The organism is Natrinema sp. 1APR25-10V2, assembly GCF_031626495.1.
In the GTDB taxonomy this organism is placed as follows: Archaea; Halobacteriota; Halobacteria; order Halobacteriales; family Natrialbaceae; genus Natrinema.
Genome location: NZ_JAMQOJ010000002.1, coordinates 184665 through 199309 on the forward strand (window position 1 = coordinate 184665; position 14645 = coordinate 199309).

Annotated in this window: 11 protein-coding genes and 2 pseudogenes; 6 read left to right on the forward strand and 7 right to left on the reverse strand. The window is 53.0% G+C overall.

All coding sequences use genetic code 11. The features are described 5' to 3' along the window. Positions 1-61 precede the first annotated feature (61 nt). The 4 genes and pseudogenes from NDO75_RS06680 to NDO75_RS06695 all read right to left on the reverse strand — a co-directional run bounded on the left by NDO75_RS06680 (position 62) and on the right by NDO75_RS06695 (position 7316). Positions 62-2302, reverse strand: a pseudogene (locus NDO75_RS06680) (PAS domain S-box protein). A gap of 425 nt (positions 2303-2727) precedes the next feature. Beyond that, entirely contained in the window at positions 2728-3261 is a 534-nt protein-coding gene (locus tag NDO75_RS06685; protein ID WP_310905370.1) for a hypothetical protein, read from the reverse strand. 646 nt (positions 3262-3907) lie between these two features. Further along, entirely contained in the window at positions 3908-4207 is a 300-nt protein-coding gene (locus NDO75_RS06690) for a HalOD1 output domain-containing protein (RefSeq protein ID WP_310905372.1), read from the reverse strand. 97 nt (positions 4208-4304) lie between these two features. Further along, entirely contained in the window at positions 4305-7316 is a 3012-nt protein-coding gene (locus NDO75_RS06695; protein ID WP_310905373.1) for a GAF domain-containing protein, read from the reverse strand. Between the two features lie 375 nt (positions 7317-7691). Between NDO75_RS06695 and NDO75_RS06700 the strand changes: the two genes are divergently transcribed. Both NDO75_RS06700 and NDO75_RS06705 read left to right on the forward strand, forming a co-directional pair. Further along, positions 7692-8132 (forward strand): response regulator, encoded by a 441-nt coding sequence (locus tag NDO75_RS06700; protein WP_310905884.1) that lies wholly within the window; start codon positions 7692-7694, stop codon positions 8130-8132. A gap of 185 nt (positions 8133-8317) precedes the next feature. Next, positions 8318-9520, forward strand: a complete 1203-nt coding sequence (locus NDO75_RS06705) for an ATP-binding protein (RefSeq protein ID WP_310905374.1) — start codon at positions 8318-8320, stop codon at positions 9518-9520. A gap of 41 nt (positions 9521-9561) precedes the next feature. Here NDO75_RS06705 and NDO75_RS06710 read toward each other — a convergent pair whose 3' ends face one another. After that, positions 9562-10032: a response regulator gene (locus NDO75_RS06710; protein WP_310905376.1), complete on the reverse strand. Its 471-nt coding sequence runs from the start codon at positions 10030-10032 to the stop codon at positions 9562-9564. Positions 10033-10631: 599 nt separating this feature from the next. On the opposite strand from NDO75_RS06710, the pseudogene NDO75_RS27735 reads away from it, so the two are divergent. Then, a pseudogene (locus NDO75_RS27735) lies at positions 10632-11013 on the forward strand (hypothetical protein). A 42-nt stretch (positions 11014-11055) separates the two neighbouring features. Here NDO75_RS27735 and NDO75_RS06715 read toward each other — a convergent pair. Then, complete coding sequence (locus tag NDO75_RS06715; protein WP_310905377.1) at positions 11056-11526, reverse strand: response regulator; 471 nt, start codon at positions 11524-11526, stop codon at positions 11056-11058. A gap of 351 nt (positions 11527-11877) precedes the next feature. After that, positions 11878-12183: a HalOD1 output domain-containing protein gene (locus NDO75_RS06720; RefSeq protein WP_310905378.1), complete on the reverse strand. Its 306-nt coding sequence runs from the start codon at positions 12181-12183 to the stop codon at positions 11878-11880. A gap of 316 nt (positions 12184-12499) precedes the next feature. Between NDO75_RS06720 and NDO75_RS06725 the strand changes: the two genes are divergently transcribed. The 3 genes from NDO75_RS06725 (at position 12500) to NDO75_RS06735 (ending at position 14511) form a co-directional block, all read left to right on the forward strand. Then, complete coding sequence (locus tag NDO75_RS06725) at positions 12500-12967, forward strand: response regulator (protein ID WP_310905379.1); 468 nt, start codon at positions 12500-12502, stop codon at positions 12965-12967. A gap of 450 nt (positions 12968-13417) precedes the next feature. After that, positions 13418-14086: a helix-turn-helix domain-containing protein gene (locus tag NDO75_RS06730; protein WP_310905380.1), complete on the forward strand. Its 669-nt coding sequence runs from the start codon at positions 13418-13420 to the stop codon at positions 14084-14086. A gap of 65 nt (positions 14087-14151) precedes the next feature. Beyond that, on the forward strand, positions 14152-14511 hold the full coding sequence (locus tag NDO75_RS06735; protein ID WP_310905382.1) for a hypothetical protein: 360 nt from the start codon (positions 14152-14154) through the stop codon (positions 14509-14511). Positions 14512-14645 lie beyond the last annotated feature (134 nt).

The following is a 14645-nucleotide window of genomic DNA, read 5'->3' on the forward strand; positions in this document are numbered from 1 at the left end:
TGACCGATACAGAGGATAAACTCAGCACGAGGGGTTCGATTGTCACTCAGGCACGAGTCGTTTACTCGTGATGAGACGTTTTGGGCAGCGTGAACGAGAACGTTGATCCCTCACCGGGTTCGGAGTCAACCCAGATCTCGCCGCCGTGGCGCTCAACGATTCGCCGGCAGAGCGCCAGTCCGATGCCCGTTCCTTCGAATTCGTCGTGGCTGTGGAGGCGTTGAAACACCTCGAAAACGCGATCGGTCTCGTCCGAGCCGATACCGATACCCTCGTCGTGAACCGAGATGCGCCACATCGATCCATTTCGCTCCGCCGAGACGGCAACCCGGGGCGGTTCGTCGCCGCTGTATTCGATCGCGTTCGTCACCAAGTTCTGGAACACCTGACGGAGCTGTCCCTCGTCCCCGCTGACCTGCGGGAGCGAGCCAGCCTCGATACGGGCGTCGGACTCTTCGATCTGCAGCTGGAGGTCGGTGCGCACGTCGTCGAGCACCTCGTTCAACTCGACCGGTTCGAGCGGGTCGCCTCGCGTTTCGACGCGGGCGTATTCGAGCAGTCCGTCGATCATCTCCCGCATCCGCTCGGCACCATCAACCGCGTAGTCGATGAACTCCTCGGCATCCTCGTCGAGTTCGTCGCCGTAGCGCCGTTCAAGCAACTGGAGGTAGCTCGTGACCATTCGCAGCGGCTCCTGGAGGTCGTGACTGGCGGCGTACGCGAACTGTTCCAGCCGTTCGTTCGATTCCTCCAGCTTTCGGCGATACTCCTCGCGTTCCGTGACGTCTCTGATGACGCCGACGCGCCGTTCTCGCGCGTCCTCGTCCAGAAGGACGAACCGGTTCTCGACCGTTCGGGTCTCGTTCGGGCCAGCGTCGATCGTCTCCTCGAACGACGGGAGTTCATCCGGCGTCGCACGCTCTCACTGTTCGGCCTCGATGGACGCGAACTCGTCGCCGAACACCGTCGAGGCGTGTTGACCCAATAACTCCGATCGGGAAAACGAGGTCAGATCGACAAACGACTCGTTAATGAGTTCGAACCGCCGCTCCTCGTCGAGGACGTAGATACCATCGTGAGCCGTTTTGACGGCCGTTTCGTACTGTTCCAGCTCTCGTTCTCGCTCTAATCGGCCGGTGATGTCTTCGGTGGTGAACACGGCACTGTCGAACGCTCCGCTGTCATCGTAGACCGGCGCCCCGTTAACAGAGATCCAGACGCGCTCCCCATTCGGACGAGACACGCCACTGAGATGGTCGAACACCGGTTCTCCGGACTCCAGAATCTGCGAGAAGGGTTTCTCGTCATCCGGGAGGGGTTCGCCGTCGATGGAGACTTGGTTCCAGACGGAATCATCGAAGCTGAGATCGTTGATTTGCTCTTCGCTCCGCCCGTAAATTTCCTCGGCGCGGTCGTTGGCGAACTGCAACTCTCCGTCACTGTCAGCGATCATAATGCCAATCGGACTCGTTTTGACGATCGTTTCGAAGCGGGTCAGTTCTCGTTCACGTCGCTTCCGTTCAGTGACGTCTCGTCCGATGCCCGCCAACACCGTCTCGCCGTCCGGATCGACGAGCGTTGACGCCATGAACTCGTACGGGATGGAGGCACCGTCCTTAGTGAGTAACTCCGCTTCAACCTGTGCATTCCCCGTTTCGAATCCTTCCTCGATTGCATTAGCGACCCGGTCGTGATCGCTCTCGTCGAAGAACTCCAGCACGTGCATCGACGTGATTTCCGAATCCTCGTAGCCAGTTACCTCACAGAGACTGTCGTTCCAGCGGTGGAGCTTGCCATCAGTTTCGAGTACGTAGAAAACGTCGTGGATCGCGGTCAGCACGTCATCCGTATACTCCCGATAGCGTCCGAGTTGCTGGTTGCGAGTTTCGAGTTCGTATGTCCGCGTTCTCGCTTGCCCGTCGTTGATCCCCACGCCCAAGCCTGCAACGCTGGCAAGTGCGGTCAGGATCGGCGTTGATCTCATGGAAACGCTTTCGCCGGGCTGGAGGTGGTAGACAACGAGGAGGAAGGCCATGACGCCGAAGCCGGCGAGACACCAGCCAGCAATACGTGGATAGAAGTCGGGATCGATGTCGTCGCGTGCGAGCCAATATGCACCGTATACGAGGATGACTCCTGGGACGACAACCATAATCAAATTGATGATAATGTTAACATGGTGGTGAGCGTGGTCACTCTCAACGATCGCAAGTCCGACCGCAACCGCAACGAATAGGGTGCCGAGAAGACCGATGATGTATCTTGCACCGATAGCAGACAGCAGGCGTCTCCGAGGAACCATTAGCCCTTTTTTGAGAGGAAGCAGTATGGATCTTACGTTGGGCACTCAATTGTATTCCACGCTGGATGTGCGAAAATTGGTGGGCAGATGCCTTCGTTGTGCTGGATACGGACGGTCTGTGATTGGTTCACATCACGAAATTGTTGCTGATTCCCTCATGATGCCTCATTCGCGCTCTGTATTCAGCAAGACTTAATCGAACTACCGTACTACTGTCAAGATCGGTGTGCTGAATACAGAGGGTGAGTTCAGCACGACGGTCTCGTTTATTTCACTCCCACCCTACTGAACCAGCCGTTCCGTAGATCTACTTATTTAGCGATTAGAAATCTGTCAGAAAAGCAATGTTCGAAACATCCCGCTGAAGAGAGACGCTTGGCGGCTTTCTGTAAGCTATTAATAGTTTTCACCGCGCAAGCGCCGGTCTAGTCTTTAAATGATTGCGGCGTGACTCCTTTTGCGCCCGATTTGAAGCCTTCCCGCTCATCAGGTTTGAACCGAGACGTTTTGTGAATAACCAACCTATTCGGTCGATTCCCCCGTTCTCGCTCATATTGGTTAATGATTTGCTCAACGATGTCCTCTGCACTCTCTTTAGTCAGATGGTTGTTCCCTGATGACTCGTCTTTAACAGCTGGATCTCCACAAAGGACAAAGCTCTCCCCAGTCCCCAAGAATACCTGCGCCAAGGAAGCATGTGTTTTCCCTCGTTCTTGGCGGTCTCTGTAGAATGAGATTCCTGCATAGCAGGTATCATTTTGGAGGTATGCAAGTTTCCAGGGGCGACCTTCGCGCGACTTATACAACATCGCTACCGCGAGGTTCCAAGCAACTTCTGTCTTCTCCATACTCTGAGCTGTAAAATCGACGGTGCTAGGCCGGATAAGTTGAGTCGGAACATCGTATTCAAGCCCAAATGTCTTGATGCGATCGTGGAAATCTGTATTTCCGGCCTTCATTTTGGCCTTATCCACTCCGGGTGGGGTACACGCATCCCACCAGAACACATGGTTTCCATGAGGGTGTTACTAGGGAAGCAGTTTTATTTGGAATCGGAAATTCGGAGTTTCGATGTTTCCAAACCAACTGGCTCTGTTGGCACCCTATTAGTAGTCATCCTCTCGCACTGGATTCCTCTCCCACGCTGACTGGCAGCCTTCATCACAAAACGAATAGAGATTCAGGTGACCGTTCTCATCTGTTACTGCCCTCACTAACGGATTAACTTCCCCGACGAATCGCTCGCCGCAATTCGTACAACTATGCATCCAATCTGGCCATGTTGGATTCTCTGTCATAGATTTCCTCGGACCCAAAGCAGACGTACACATTCACTCACAGGTGTTTACCTCCCTTCCCACCTCGCACGACAGGCGACACTACAGAACGCATAGAGGTGGAATTCCCCATCCTCATCTATCCGTGCCGAAACTGGATGCCAGCTCGTGAGATCAACCCCCGACCCACACGTACTACACCGCGTCGTGCGATCCACCTCAGTAACGTCTTCTCTCGATCTTCCTCCGGAACTATCTCCCATAGTAGTCATCTGCGTTCTCCACCTTCCACAATCGTTGATTCATAAATGTCTCCCCCTATTGTATTCTATTCGAGTGAGTCTGGTGCTTTCATCGTATCCCCAGAACTCCCAGTCTGCGCTCCCTTCTCGTGTGTTTCACTCTGAGCCACCTCGACTGTTCCGTCCGCCTGAACAGTGACGTTGCACCCTGCCATCAGAAACTCAACATACCCTTCGGAAGTCTCATCCTGAAAGAGGCTGTTGAGACAATCCGGATCGATCCTGTTGTAGAGCGGATCAAGATTGAGTGGATCTGTCCCATTGGCGGCTGCTACCTTTTCGGCGACTCGGTGACTGATATCTGGTGTGTGAATTTCTCCCGTCATCGGTGACTCACTACACTCAGCCGTAGACCCCGCAGGGTGTTACGCGTTCTCAGTATCGTCTTTCAGCAACTCCTTCCGACGGGGTATATTGATACACTCACTTAGAAGCCCTATCGCCAAAGAGCATCGAGAACAACTTCTCCTCGCTCGAGCGAATATGCCGACTGACCGTCGGCTGGGAAATATCCAGAATCTCTGCAAGATCTCGAGCCGTGCTCTCCTTGGGCTGTTCGAAAAACCCTGCAAAGTATGCTGTCTTGAGGACTTCCTGTTGTCGTTCGGTGAGACGATCAATGTAGGCTCGTTCAAACTCCTCTTTCGTCTGGACGGGCTCGGGCGCTTCGCGTCGCCCAACGAGATCTACATCGTCATACTGTTGCTCGAAAAGACTGACGAATTCTCGGACGGACGCTGACTTCGACACTCGAATCGTGACTCGCCCTTCGTTTGGCGTCCCACGAATACTAGTCGGGACTGCACCCCGGTCGAGAAGCCGAACAATGAACGAGTCAGCCGCAAGCGACAGCTCGACGATTGTTTCCCCATCTCGTTCTCGAATCAGCGTCAGATCGTCAACTCCAGCGTGTTGCCCGACGAACGATTGAATCGCCTCAAGAGACACCTGTTCAAACGCAGCAAACACGCGTACCGTCCCGTCCTTTCGCTTCCCAATATTTTCGAGTCGAAACTCAGCTTCCTCGTCTCCGAGAAAATTCAATATTGGATCAGAGAAATCCCGAATGACGAACTCCAATTCAACGGAATCCTTCGATACGAGGGCCTTGTATCGCTCCATTGCATTGAGTGCATAGCCGATCATCTCTCCCAGTTCCGTCAGAACAGCTTGTTCCATCTCCGTGAACACTCCTGGTTCGTTCGCATAGAGATTCAATAACCCATACAATGTCCCTTGGTAGACCACTGGAACCGCGATACTTGCACGATACCCGCGCTGCATGGCTTCCTGTCGCCACGGCTCAAACGGTGGGTCCGCCTGCAGGTTATTCTGAATTTGTGGCTCTTGTCTCCGAATCGCCCGTCCAGCAGGCCCTTGACCGCTCTCACTCGTATCAGCAGTGACAGTCACCGCATCCAAATATCCCTCCTCAACACCCGCTGACGCGACCGGAACAATTTCGTCAGTAGCCAGATCTTGATCAGCGAACCAAACGAAGCGATATGGATCACTGTCCGCTAGCCGTTCACAGATGAGCTGTTTGATTTCGGTACTCGAATCAGCACCCATCAATGCCTCTGTGATGTCGCGGATTTCCTGGTTAACTCGCTGGACGCGTTCCAACTGGTCGTTCTTCGTTTCTAATTCAGATTTCTGCTCACGCAGTGTCGCTTCACGGACGAGGCGGTCGAACGCCGATTCCGTGTTTCCAGCAAGGATTTCGGCGAGCGTGACGCTTTGCTCCGAAAAGTCATTCGGCTCAGGGGACCCACTAATTAGAACTCCATGGGAATCTATTGGGATGATGATCGCACTCGAGAGCGGCGTCTCATCAGCCTCGAGGTCAGTTTCTTGTTCTAGGTCACTGTAGGCATGCGCTTCGTTCTGCACGAACGCCTCCCATGGGAGGTCACGATCCGACTTGAACAGAGGATCATCACCGACGAGTTCTTTCACACGGGGTGTACGTGCACACGGTTCAAGACGGCCTGTCTCTGCATTATACCGTTCAATTGTTGTGATCGAGAGATCAAGGATGTCGTGGGCCGCAGTAAGGGCTTGGTCGCACGCTTCGTCAAAACTCTCGGCATCAGTGAGATCTTGCCCAAGAACATTGAGACGTTCGAGTTGGCCAGTACGGCGCTTTAACTCAGTAATATCCTCAAAGGCAAAAACCGTGTTCGTCACGTCGTTGCTCTCATTGTGGAGGGGAGTACCATGGACAGAGAGCCACCGTCGATCGCCATTGGGGAATTCAATTTGTACATTGCGTCTTATGCCCTCTCCTGTCCGGAGAACATACTGATAGGGACGCTCATCTTCAGGAAGCGGCTCTCCGTCCTCGTCAAGTGTCCGATAGGGTACATCCTCAAACGATGGATGAGTCTCGTACTCGTCCGGGTGAAGCCGAAGAATCTCCTCTGCTCGGTCGTTCAGGTATGTGAACTCCCCATCGGGATCAATCACGACGATTCCAGTAGGGGTGGTTTTGAGAATATTTGAAAGAAGATTGCGTTCGTCTCGAAGGGCGATTTCAGCCTGTTTTCGAGCCATAAGCAGACCAAGATTTGCTGCGACCGTACGTGTGACTTCCACCATTCGCTCATCAACAGGCCGTTCTTCCGCCATCAGAAACACTAAAACTGCAACGACTGTTTCCCCAGAGGTAATTGGGACTCCCGCCGCAGCTTTAAGATCAGATTCTCTTGCAATGTCTGTCCGCTTAAAGGCGGACTCTTCAACAGTGGAGACATCAGGAATCCACTCATATTCGCCAGTTTCCCAGACACGTCCGACAAGCCCCTTTCCCTTTTCGAACGTCGTTTCAGTAGATACCTCTCGAAAGTCCTTGAGATCGTCTGTATCTGCTTCCCAGGCGGCCTCCCACGTGATCTGATCCGTGTCCTCATTTGGAACCCAGGCTTCTCCGTACACCCAGTTCATTGACTCGCCGAGGAGACGGAGTGCGTTTGTGAGTCCATCGGAGAAACTCTCGGCCTCGATCACGCCCTCTCTGGCGGTGTGAAGGAGTTCTCGCTCGGCTTCGAGCTGTTTTCGTTCAGAGATATCCCGAAGGATGCCAGTAAAAAATCGGTCTCCGTCCGTCGTGAATTCGCTGAAGGTTATCCCGAGTGGGACTTCGTATCCGTCTTTGTGTTGACCAGGAAGTTCCACGTAGTCCCAGTCAAGTCGCCGGTCACCTGTTGTGAGATAGCGGTCTACTGCATCCAAGTGGCGTTCCCCCAACTCCTCGGCCATGAGACTTGTTAGTGACTTACCGATCAAATCGTCTGGTGAATAGCCGAGGATGTCCTCTATCGCTGGATTGACGAACTGAATTTGGCTCTCTGTGTCGATCGTTATAAGCGCGTCAGGTGTCGTCTCTGCTAATGCACGGAGTTGCTCGGTGGTGTGTGCCTCGTCGATTCCCATATGGACTCTCTTTTCTCACTCTCGGAGGGCGGCTAGAGTGGATGCCGTCATCGTATTCTCCTTTCTCGGGCGGGATCAGTCAGATATCTGAGCAGCCGTAACCGAAGTATCGGTGCTTCACTGGCAATGGCGGTAAGATGGTGGCTTTCGTATTCGGGGTGTGAGTTCCTCACACTACCTTCAGTCGGAGAACGAAACCGGATGAAACCTCTCAAGATTGTGGATGAGAGCCTCTACATACTCCAGTCATTCAGTGAACCGCCTCGGGGTCAAGCCCCGAGGCACTCGGCCTGCTCCGCCTGTAGAAGACTTGAGATCACCCCTGTGAGTCACCTTATCGAACCGCTTATAGTGAGTTACCCAATTTATCACACGATGGGGTCCAGGTTATCCGAGGCAGTAATACTGCTAGTAGAAGACAACCCCGGGGATATCCGTCTAATCGAAGAAGCCTTCTCAGACGCCAACATCGGAAATACACTCAATACTGTCACTGATGGCCATGCAGCACGCGATTTTATCCACCAACGAGACGCGTACGAGGATGCTCCTCGACCAGATATTATACTACTTGATCTGCATCTGCCGAAGGTAGACGGTAAGGATATTCTGTACGAAATCAAACATCACCCTGAATTAGATGACGTCCCGGTAATCGTCCTGACCGGACTCAATAAAGACCTGGTTGAATCCCGAGAGCTTAATGATGACGCAGATGAAGACGCAATCCTCGAAAAACCCGTTGATCTTGGAGAGTTTGTTAAGGTGATTCAGTCTTTCGAGCAGTTCCGGGTGGCGGTTATGGTAGAATGCTGATGTTTGCGGCTTTTCCACCACCACCTTCTCCTGTACTTACTGTGCATGAAATGCACAGCTCCGAAGGAAGAGCGCATGTGTACTGAAGTCGGGCAAATTCTTTCTGATTTTGCACACTCATTTTCAACACATACCATTGCTCTTAGTCACCATCTTAATGCGACCGAATCTTCTACTGGCGTGTAATGGGGTCAAGGGAGTACTTCTCGTCGTTTGCCGAGGGGAGGAGAATCATCGCCACACTAGGTGTTCTGTACCTTACCATGGCTCTCACGTATCCGCTTCTCTCCTCCCTTCCATTCATTACGGAGCAACCGAGCGATGTCGACATAGTTATCGCTTTTACAACCGGTATTCCTGGTCTTCTTCTCCTCTCCGGCAGCTATTGGCTCCCACACACAAGTCTCCGGCCTGAAACCTTTTCGCTCATCAGTATCTGGTGTACTCGTGGGATTGCAGTGATGCTCGGACTCATTGGGCTGACAGCACTCGCCGCTGGCCTGAATGACCCCATTGCGAACACCCTCATGCTTACCGCAATCGGGAGTGCCTTGGGATTTGCCGCTGGCGTCCATGACGCACGAGCGAAAACACGGGAACTTGAACTCGAGGAAACAGTCGCTCAACTTCGAGCGACGAACGACCAGTTAGAAACAGCGAACGAACGCCTCGAGCGATTCACATACGCCGCCTCACACGATCTCCAAGAACCACTCCGTATGGTTTCGAGCTACCTCCGACTTCTAGAAAGCCGGTATCAGAGCGACCTCGACGAAGACGCACGAGAGTTCATCGCATTCGCCGTCAATGGGGCTGATCGCATGCGAGCGATGGTCGATAGCCTTCACGAATACTCGCGTATCTCCACTCGTGGCGAACCTCTTGAGCCGACAGACACCGAGCCGATCCTCGAAGCCGTTCTCGATGATCTGCAACCACAGATCGACGAGACGGAGGCGACGATCATCACCGATGATCTCCCCACAGTAGTTGGCGATTCGACTCAGCTTACACACGTGTTTCAGAACCTGCTCTCGAATGCCCTCACGTACAGCGGGGATACACCCCCTCAGGTGCACGTCAATGCTGAACGGAACGATGAAGACGATGTGTGGCAATTTTCGGTCGCCGATGAAGGGATCGGGATTGAGCCTGATCACCAAGAGCAGATTTTCGACGTCTTCGAAACGCTCCACGCCACCGACATGGAGTCAGACCCTAGATCAAGCGGGATTGGCCTCGCATTATGCGAACGAATCATTGAACGCCACGGTGGTGACATCTGGGTTGACTCGACTCCCGGCGAGGGAGCGACCTTCTACTTTACGCTCCCTGCACCTGCCGAAGAGGAACTAGAACCCACGACTCAGTCTCTTCCGCCCGAGTAGGCTGTGGTCCGCGAATACCGACCACAACATCAGAATAGGCGTCACTGTGGGCGTTCCGGGAAGTGTACGTGTTCGAACCAGAACGCTTCAACTGCCTCCACGAGTGAGACGAATCGATCGTGGTCTCTGGGTTTCGTCAAGTACGCGTTGGCAGTGGCGTTGTAACACCGTCTGATCTCCTCATGGTCATCAGAACTTGAAAGCATAATTACTGGGAGATACGGCAGATTTGGATCGTTCCTGATCGTCTCAAGAACATCACAGCCGTCTGCCCCAGGGAGATTCAAGTCGACAAAGATGAGCGCGGGGAGAGAACGTGATGGCTCTGTGCGACACTGGGTCAAGAACTCCATGGCGGCATCACCAGTCGGAACAGTATGGAGGTTCATTTCTCTCTTTGTCGCGTCGAACGCCTCTTTGAGGAGCCGAACATCACCAGGATTATCCTCAACAAGGAGAATCTTAATCGGTTCAGGGGAAGAGTGACTGTAGGAATTATTTGACACGGACATTACTGAGACGACACGTCCAATTCACAATTCAGGCTACGTTCCACAGATCGCGGTACTCTCAATTGGGGTAATTCTCTCATGCCCCTCTTTCGACCCACGAGAGAGCCGTTCAATAGCGAAGTCATCACTGACATAATGAACCTCCAGCAAATACCGTTTCTACCTATCTACGTTTGTCCCAGCTAACTCTTTCACCTATCAGTATTGGTCCCCCTCTCGTTCTGATAGAACCGATACCCCACCACCGGTTCAGAGTAGCCGTGCAGAAGAGGCGGTGAAACCCCTCTCGGTACGCTAGCAGAGGCGTCACCTACTCCCTAGTACTGTGCAGTAATGTCCACAAGCGGTACCTATGTCAGGCAGGTCTCCTGAACACGCCCAGAGTTAATTCTCACCCATGATGATTTCCCGAATAGGGCAGTCGTTGAGCGCTAGCCGTGGTGATCTTCTCCGCGAACTATAAACTCCATTGGTCCTCCTGAACGAGCTATGTCACAGGTCAATTCCCTTCGGAGAATGTGGGTGGAACCGGCAGTCTTGTTGCTAGTCAAACTATTGATGTGAGAGGCTCTCGTTTCACTAGAGCGGTGAAATATCGCGTGCACCCCGAGGACGGACATCACGTCAGTAGCCGGTGGAACCACGTCTTCAAGGCGCTCTCAGCAGAGCCCCGCCGCCAGTTGATCCTCTCATTACTTGATGCATCAGAAACTCAGTCCGTTCCCCTTCCAGAAAAGGCGATTCCCCCCTCGTGTCACTGCCGATTCTGAAACGGTCCGTCAGGAACTGTACCATACTCATCTCCCATTGTTGGCAGACCACGGGTTTATCGAGTGGGAAACGAAGCCATTAGTAGCGTCTCGTGGCCCACGGTTTGACCACGTCGCAATCGTTTGTGAAGCACTCCAGACGACTGCAACAGACATTCCCGACCCCCTCGTGAGCGGTTGCCAACGACTTGAACAAGAACGAGAAGAATAATGCCGAGATCAGTAATAGAAGACGCCTGGTCTTGAACTGCCTTCAATCTCCACTACTCTCCAGAGAGGGGAGTTGTGCAGAACTAAACCAGAATTGAGTGATTGACTGAACGAGGCGAACAAACTCGGTCGGGTCAAGTGGCTTCGACAGATAGGCATTCGCACCGCACTCGTATGCCTGGCGGATATCTTCGTCTGCACTCGAACTCGAGAGGACAATTACGGGCATGTACGTGAGACCACACTCATCGAGTTCACAAAGGACATCAATCCCGTCCGTCTGCGGGAGGTTCAGATCGAGAAGCATGAGATCGGGAGACGGAACGACCTCGTAGTCCTCCTCCTGGTGGACGAACTCAAGAGCGGCTGCGCCGTCAGTCACAACATGGATTGTCGACTCAATCTGCGTGTCACGCATCGCTTCTTGGAGCAACCGGACGTCACCAGGGTTATCCTCCACAAGGAGGATATCATATGGTGAATCACCCGAGTCGTGTGATTTTCCTCCAACCATTATCCCGTTCCCTCGCGCCGCTGGTCGTTGTGAAAGGACAGTTCACCCTCGAGGGACAGCGTCACCGTCTCGATCGAATGACCGGTCTCAACGAAATGCTCAACCGCTGCTTGTGATCGATCATATCGGTCGGTGTCCTGTGCTTCGTTTACCTGCCAACCGCAGTGGAGACAGTATTTCATTGGTGTATTTTCATAGAGTACCGCTCATGCCAGTTTTCTCGACATACCAGCTCACAGGCCGTGAGAGCAGGGTCTGCTATTCATTTTCCATGGGTGGAAGGCATCGGGCGTCTGTGGTAGTCCATCGCCACGCGCCCACATATCATAGGGCACCCTCCCCGTATCTGATCTAGTCGCCACTCGCTGTTTCAACCTGCACACTAGTCTGTAGCTCTCCCTCAGCTACTTCCACACTTCCATCAGCGTGCACCCGCACGTCACAGCCACCGTAGTCGAACATCACCATTCCAGAGTCGCGCGGGGACCCGCTTTTCGTCGGCTTAAAGAGCGCATTCAAGCTCTCTGGATTGATCACTTCAAATAGTGGCTCCAGCTCGAGTGGGTCAGTGTTTGTTGCGTCTGCGACGGCCTGGGTGACGCGCTGACTGACTGGAGCCGATTCAGGCAGTTCGATGTCGAAGTCAAGGTGGCTCATTGCAATTCGTAGGTAGGGTGGTACACGGGAAGGCATTACCAGTATCAGGTTAGCCCACTCGCATAGACGGGGCTATTATGCTAGCCCCTCAGTGCTCACCCTCTCAGCAACCCTTTGAATGAAGTCACGGCTGACTCTGGCTGAGGCTCACGTTAGCGGCCACAGTGTTGCTATCGACACCGATCCTCCATGAAAATGATCCAACTGATAGAAGCCCGAATGAACGACGGTCTGGATTGCTCCACTTTCATCGACTGGAGATTCCGAGTGCTGTTACGTTCCCCAAGTTCATGGTCGTTCGAATTGAGGGAGGAATATGACTGAATCCCCCTCGTCCTCTGAGTCAGATTCTTCTGCCGATCTTCTCCTGATAGAGGACAACCCAGGCGACACTCGGCTCTTGGAAGAAGCACTTAGTGACCTCCAATCCGCTCACGCACTTCACACCGTCACCACTGGGGACAATGCCCTCGATTTCGTTCACCAGCGTGGAGACTATACAGATGCACCACAGCCCGACCTAATCTTCCTTGACTGGAATCTGCCTAGAACAAGCGGTGAGGAAATCCTGGCACAAGTCAAAGAAGACCCGCACCTCGCACAGATCCCGGTGATTGTGCTCACAGGATCAACAGCGGACAAAAGCATTTGTACCGCGTACGCGAATCATGCGAACGCGTGTATTCGAAAGGGGACTGATCCGGAAACATTCCTCACCACGATTCGTGCCGTTGAAGATTTTTGGCTGTCTGTCGCCGAACTCCCTGCTCCTACTGAGAGTTGAAACGTCTCCGTACACAGTAGATGCTTAGGAACCACACCCAGATACACTTCGAACCAGATCACTAGCCGACAAGGTCATCCTCCGGAGGGAGACGGGTACGCGCCGTTTTTGTTCAGCTTTGACTCCTAAATTGAATATCGTGTTTTATTATTCGAAATGAGCCTTTGGGACAAGAACAGGCCTTGTGTCCGCTTACTGGACGTATTGAGCCGTCTGTTGAGTGCCAGACGATAGCTGCTTTTCCACAGCCGTCACAGAGGCCTATTTTCCGGTGTTTCTCCGCGCAAGGCTCGCCCATAACAGATACTGTATACGCCACCGTCAATAGGTGTTTCTAGATTCCGGTTGGGTGGACAATCCTTTGGTGAATCCATACTCTATGAATGTGTATTTATGGAGAAGAAGAGCGGATGAGCGTGCCCTTATCTCGATTGTGCTCGTAGGGGCAGTATGAGTCTGTTCGCCGAATTCACGCTCCCCACAAACGCCTTCGCGTTAGAAGAGACCCTCGCCACTCTCCCTAAGGCGGTTATTGAGGTGGAACGTGTTGTCGCCTCTGAGAACCTCCTCACACCGTACTTTTGGGTAGTGAATGTCTCCGAAGAAGACTTTGAATCGGCAGCCGAGACCGATTCCTCAGTGCGTGAACTCCGACGGTTAGATTCCTTCGAAGAGACAACACTCTACCGAGCAGAGTGGACCGAAAACATCGACTCAATTGTCTATGTGTACACCCATGTCGAAGCAGTGATCCTCGACGCAATCGGCCACCACGATACGTGGACGACCCAAATACGATTCGATGACCGCGACCAGCTCACCAGATTCCAGTCCTATTGCGCAGACAGAGACATCGACTTCACCATCAAACGCCTGTATGAGAATACCTATCCCCATACGGGTCGCCAATACGGTCTCACTGAGAAACAATACGAAGCCCTTGTGCTAGCATGGGAGGCTGGCTTCTTCGAATCGCCCGCTGAAACAACCTTAGACGAAATCGCGGCTGATCTCGGGATTTCTCAACAAGCCCTCTCTCAACGAATGCGCCATGGCTATGACGCACTTATTGTCAATACACTCATCACGGAACCACCTCCCTCGTCTGGGGAAGTATGAGACCCGATAAAAAGGCTTGTAGGAACAAGCCAACGCTTTCTCCCCCTGCTCTGCTTAACTAAGGTATGAGTAAACGCTCCACTGAATTCGACACCGTTCTCGAATTATGTCGACACCCACACCGACGTACTGTCCTTGCAGTACTCGCACAGCAAAAGCGAGCGATAACAATACAAGACATCACGAAAACAATCGCTAAACACACTCACGAGGCACCTCTCACAGAGGCCTCTGGCGAGACGCTCACACGGATTCAACACTCACTACATCACGTCCACCTCCCAAAGATCGAAGCCGCCGGAGTGATCGACTACGACGGGCAACGCCACCAGATCGAACCAACACAGCAATTGAGCCAACTACAGCCGTTCCTCACTGCCATCATTAAATCCGATCCGACCCTCGACCCACCGGTTGAGTTGTGAAACTGGGTTATTTCATCGTTGCCAAGGGGAGAGATCGATATCTTTCAGTGACAGTAAGCGAGAGTTGGAGTGTTAGTAGTGTCTTCTAACCGAATCTCTCTTATTGGCCTTGTAGCATCGAAGATAGCATTCCT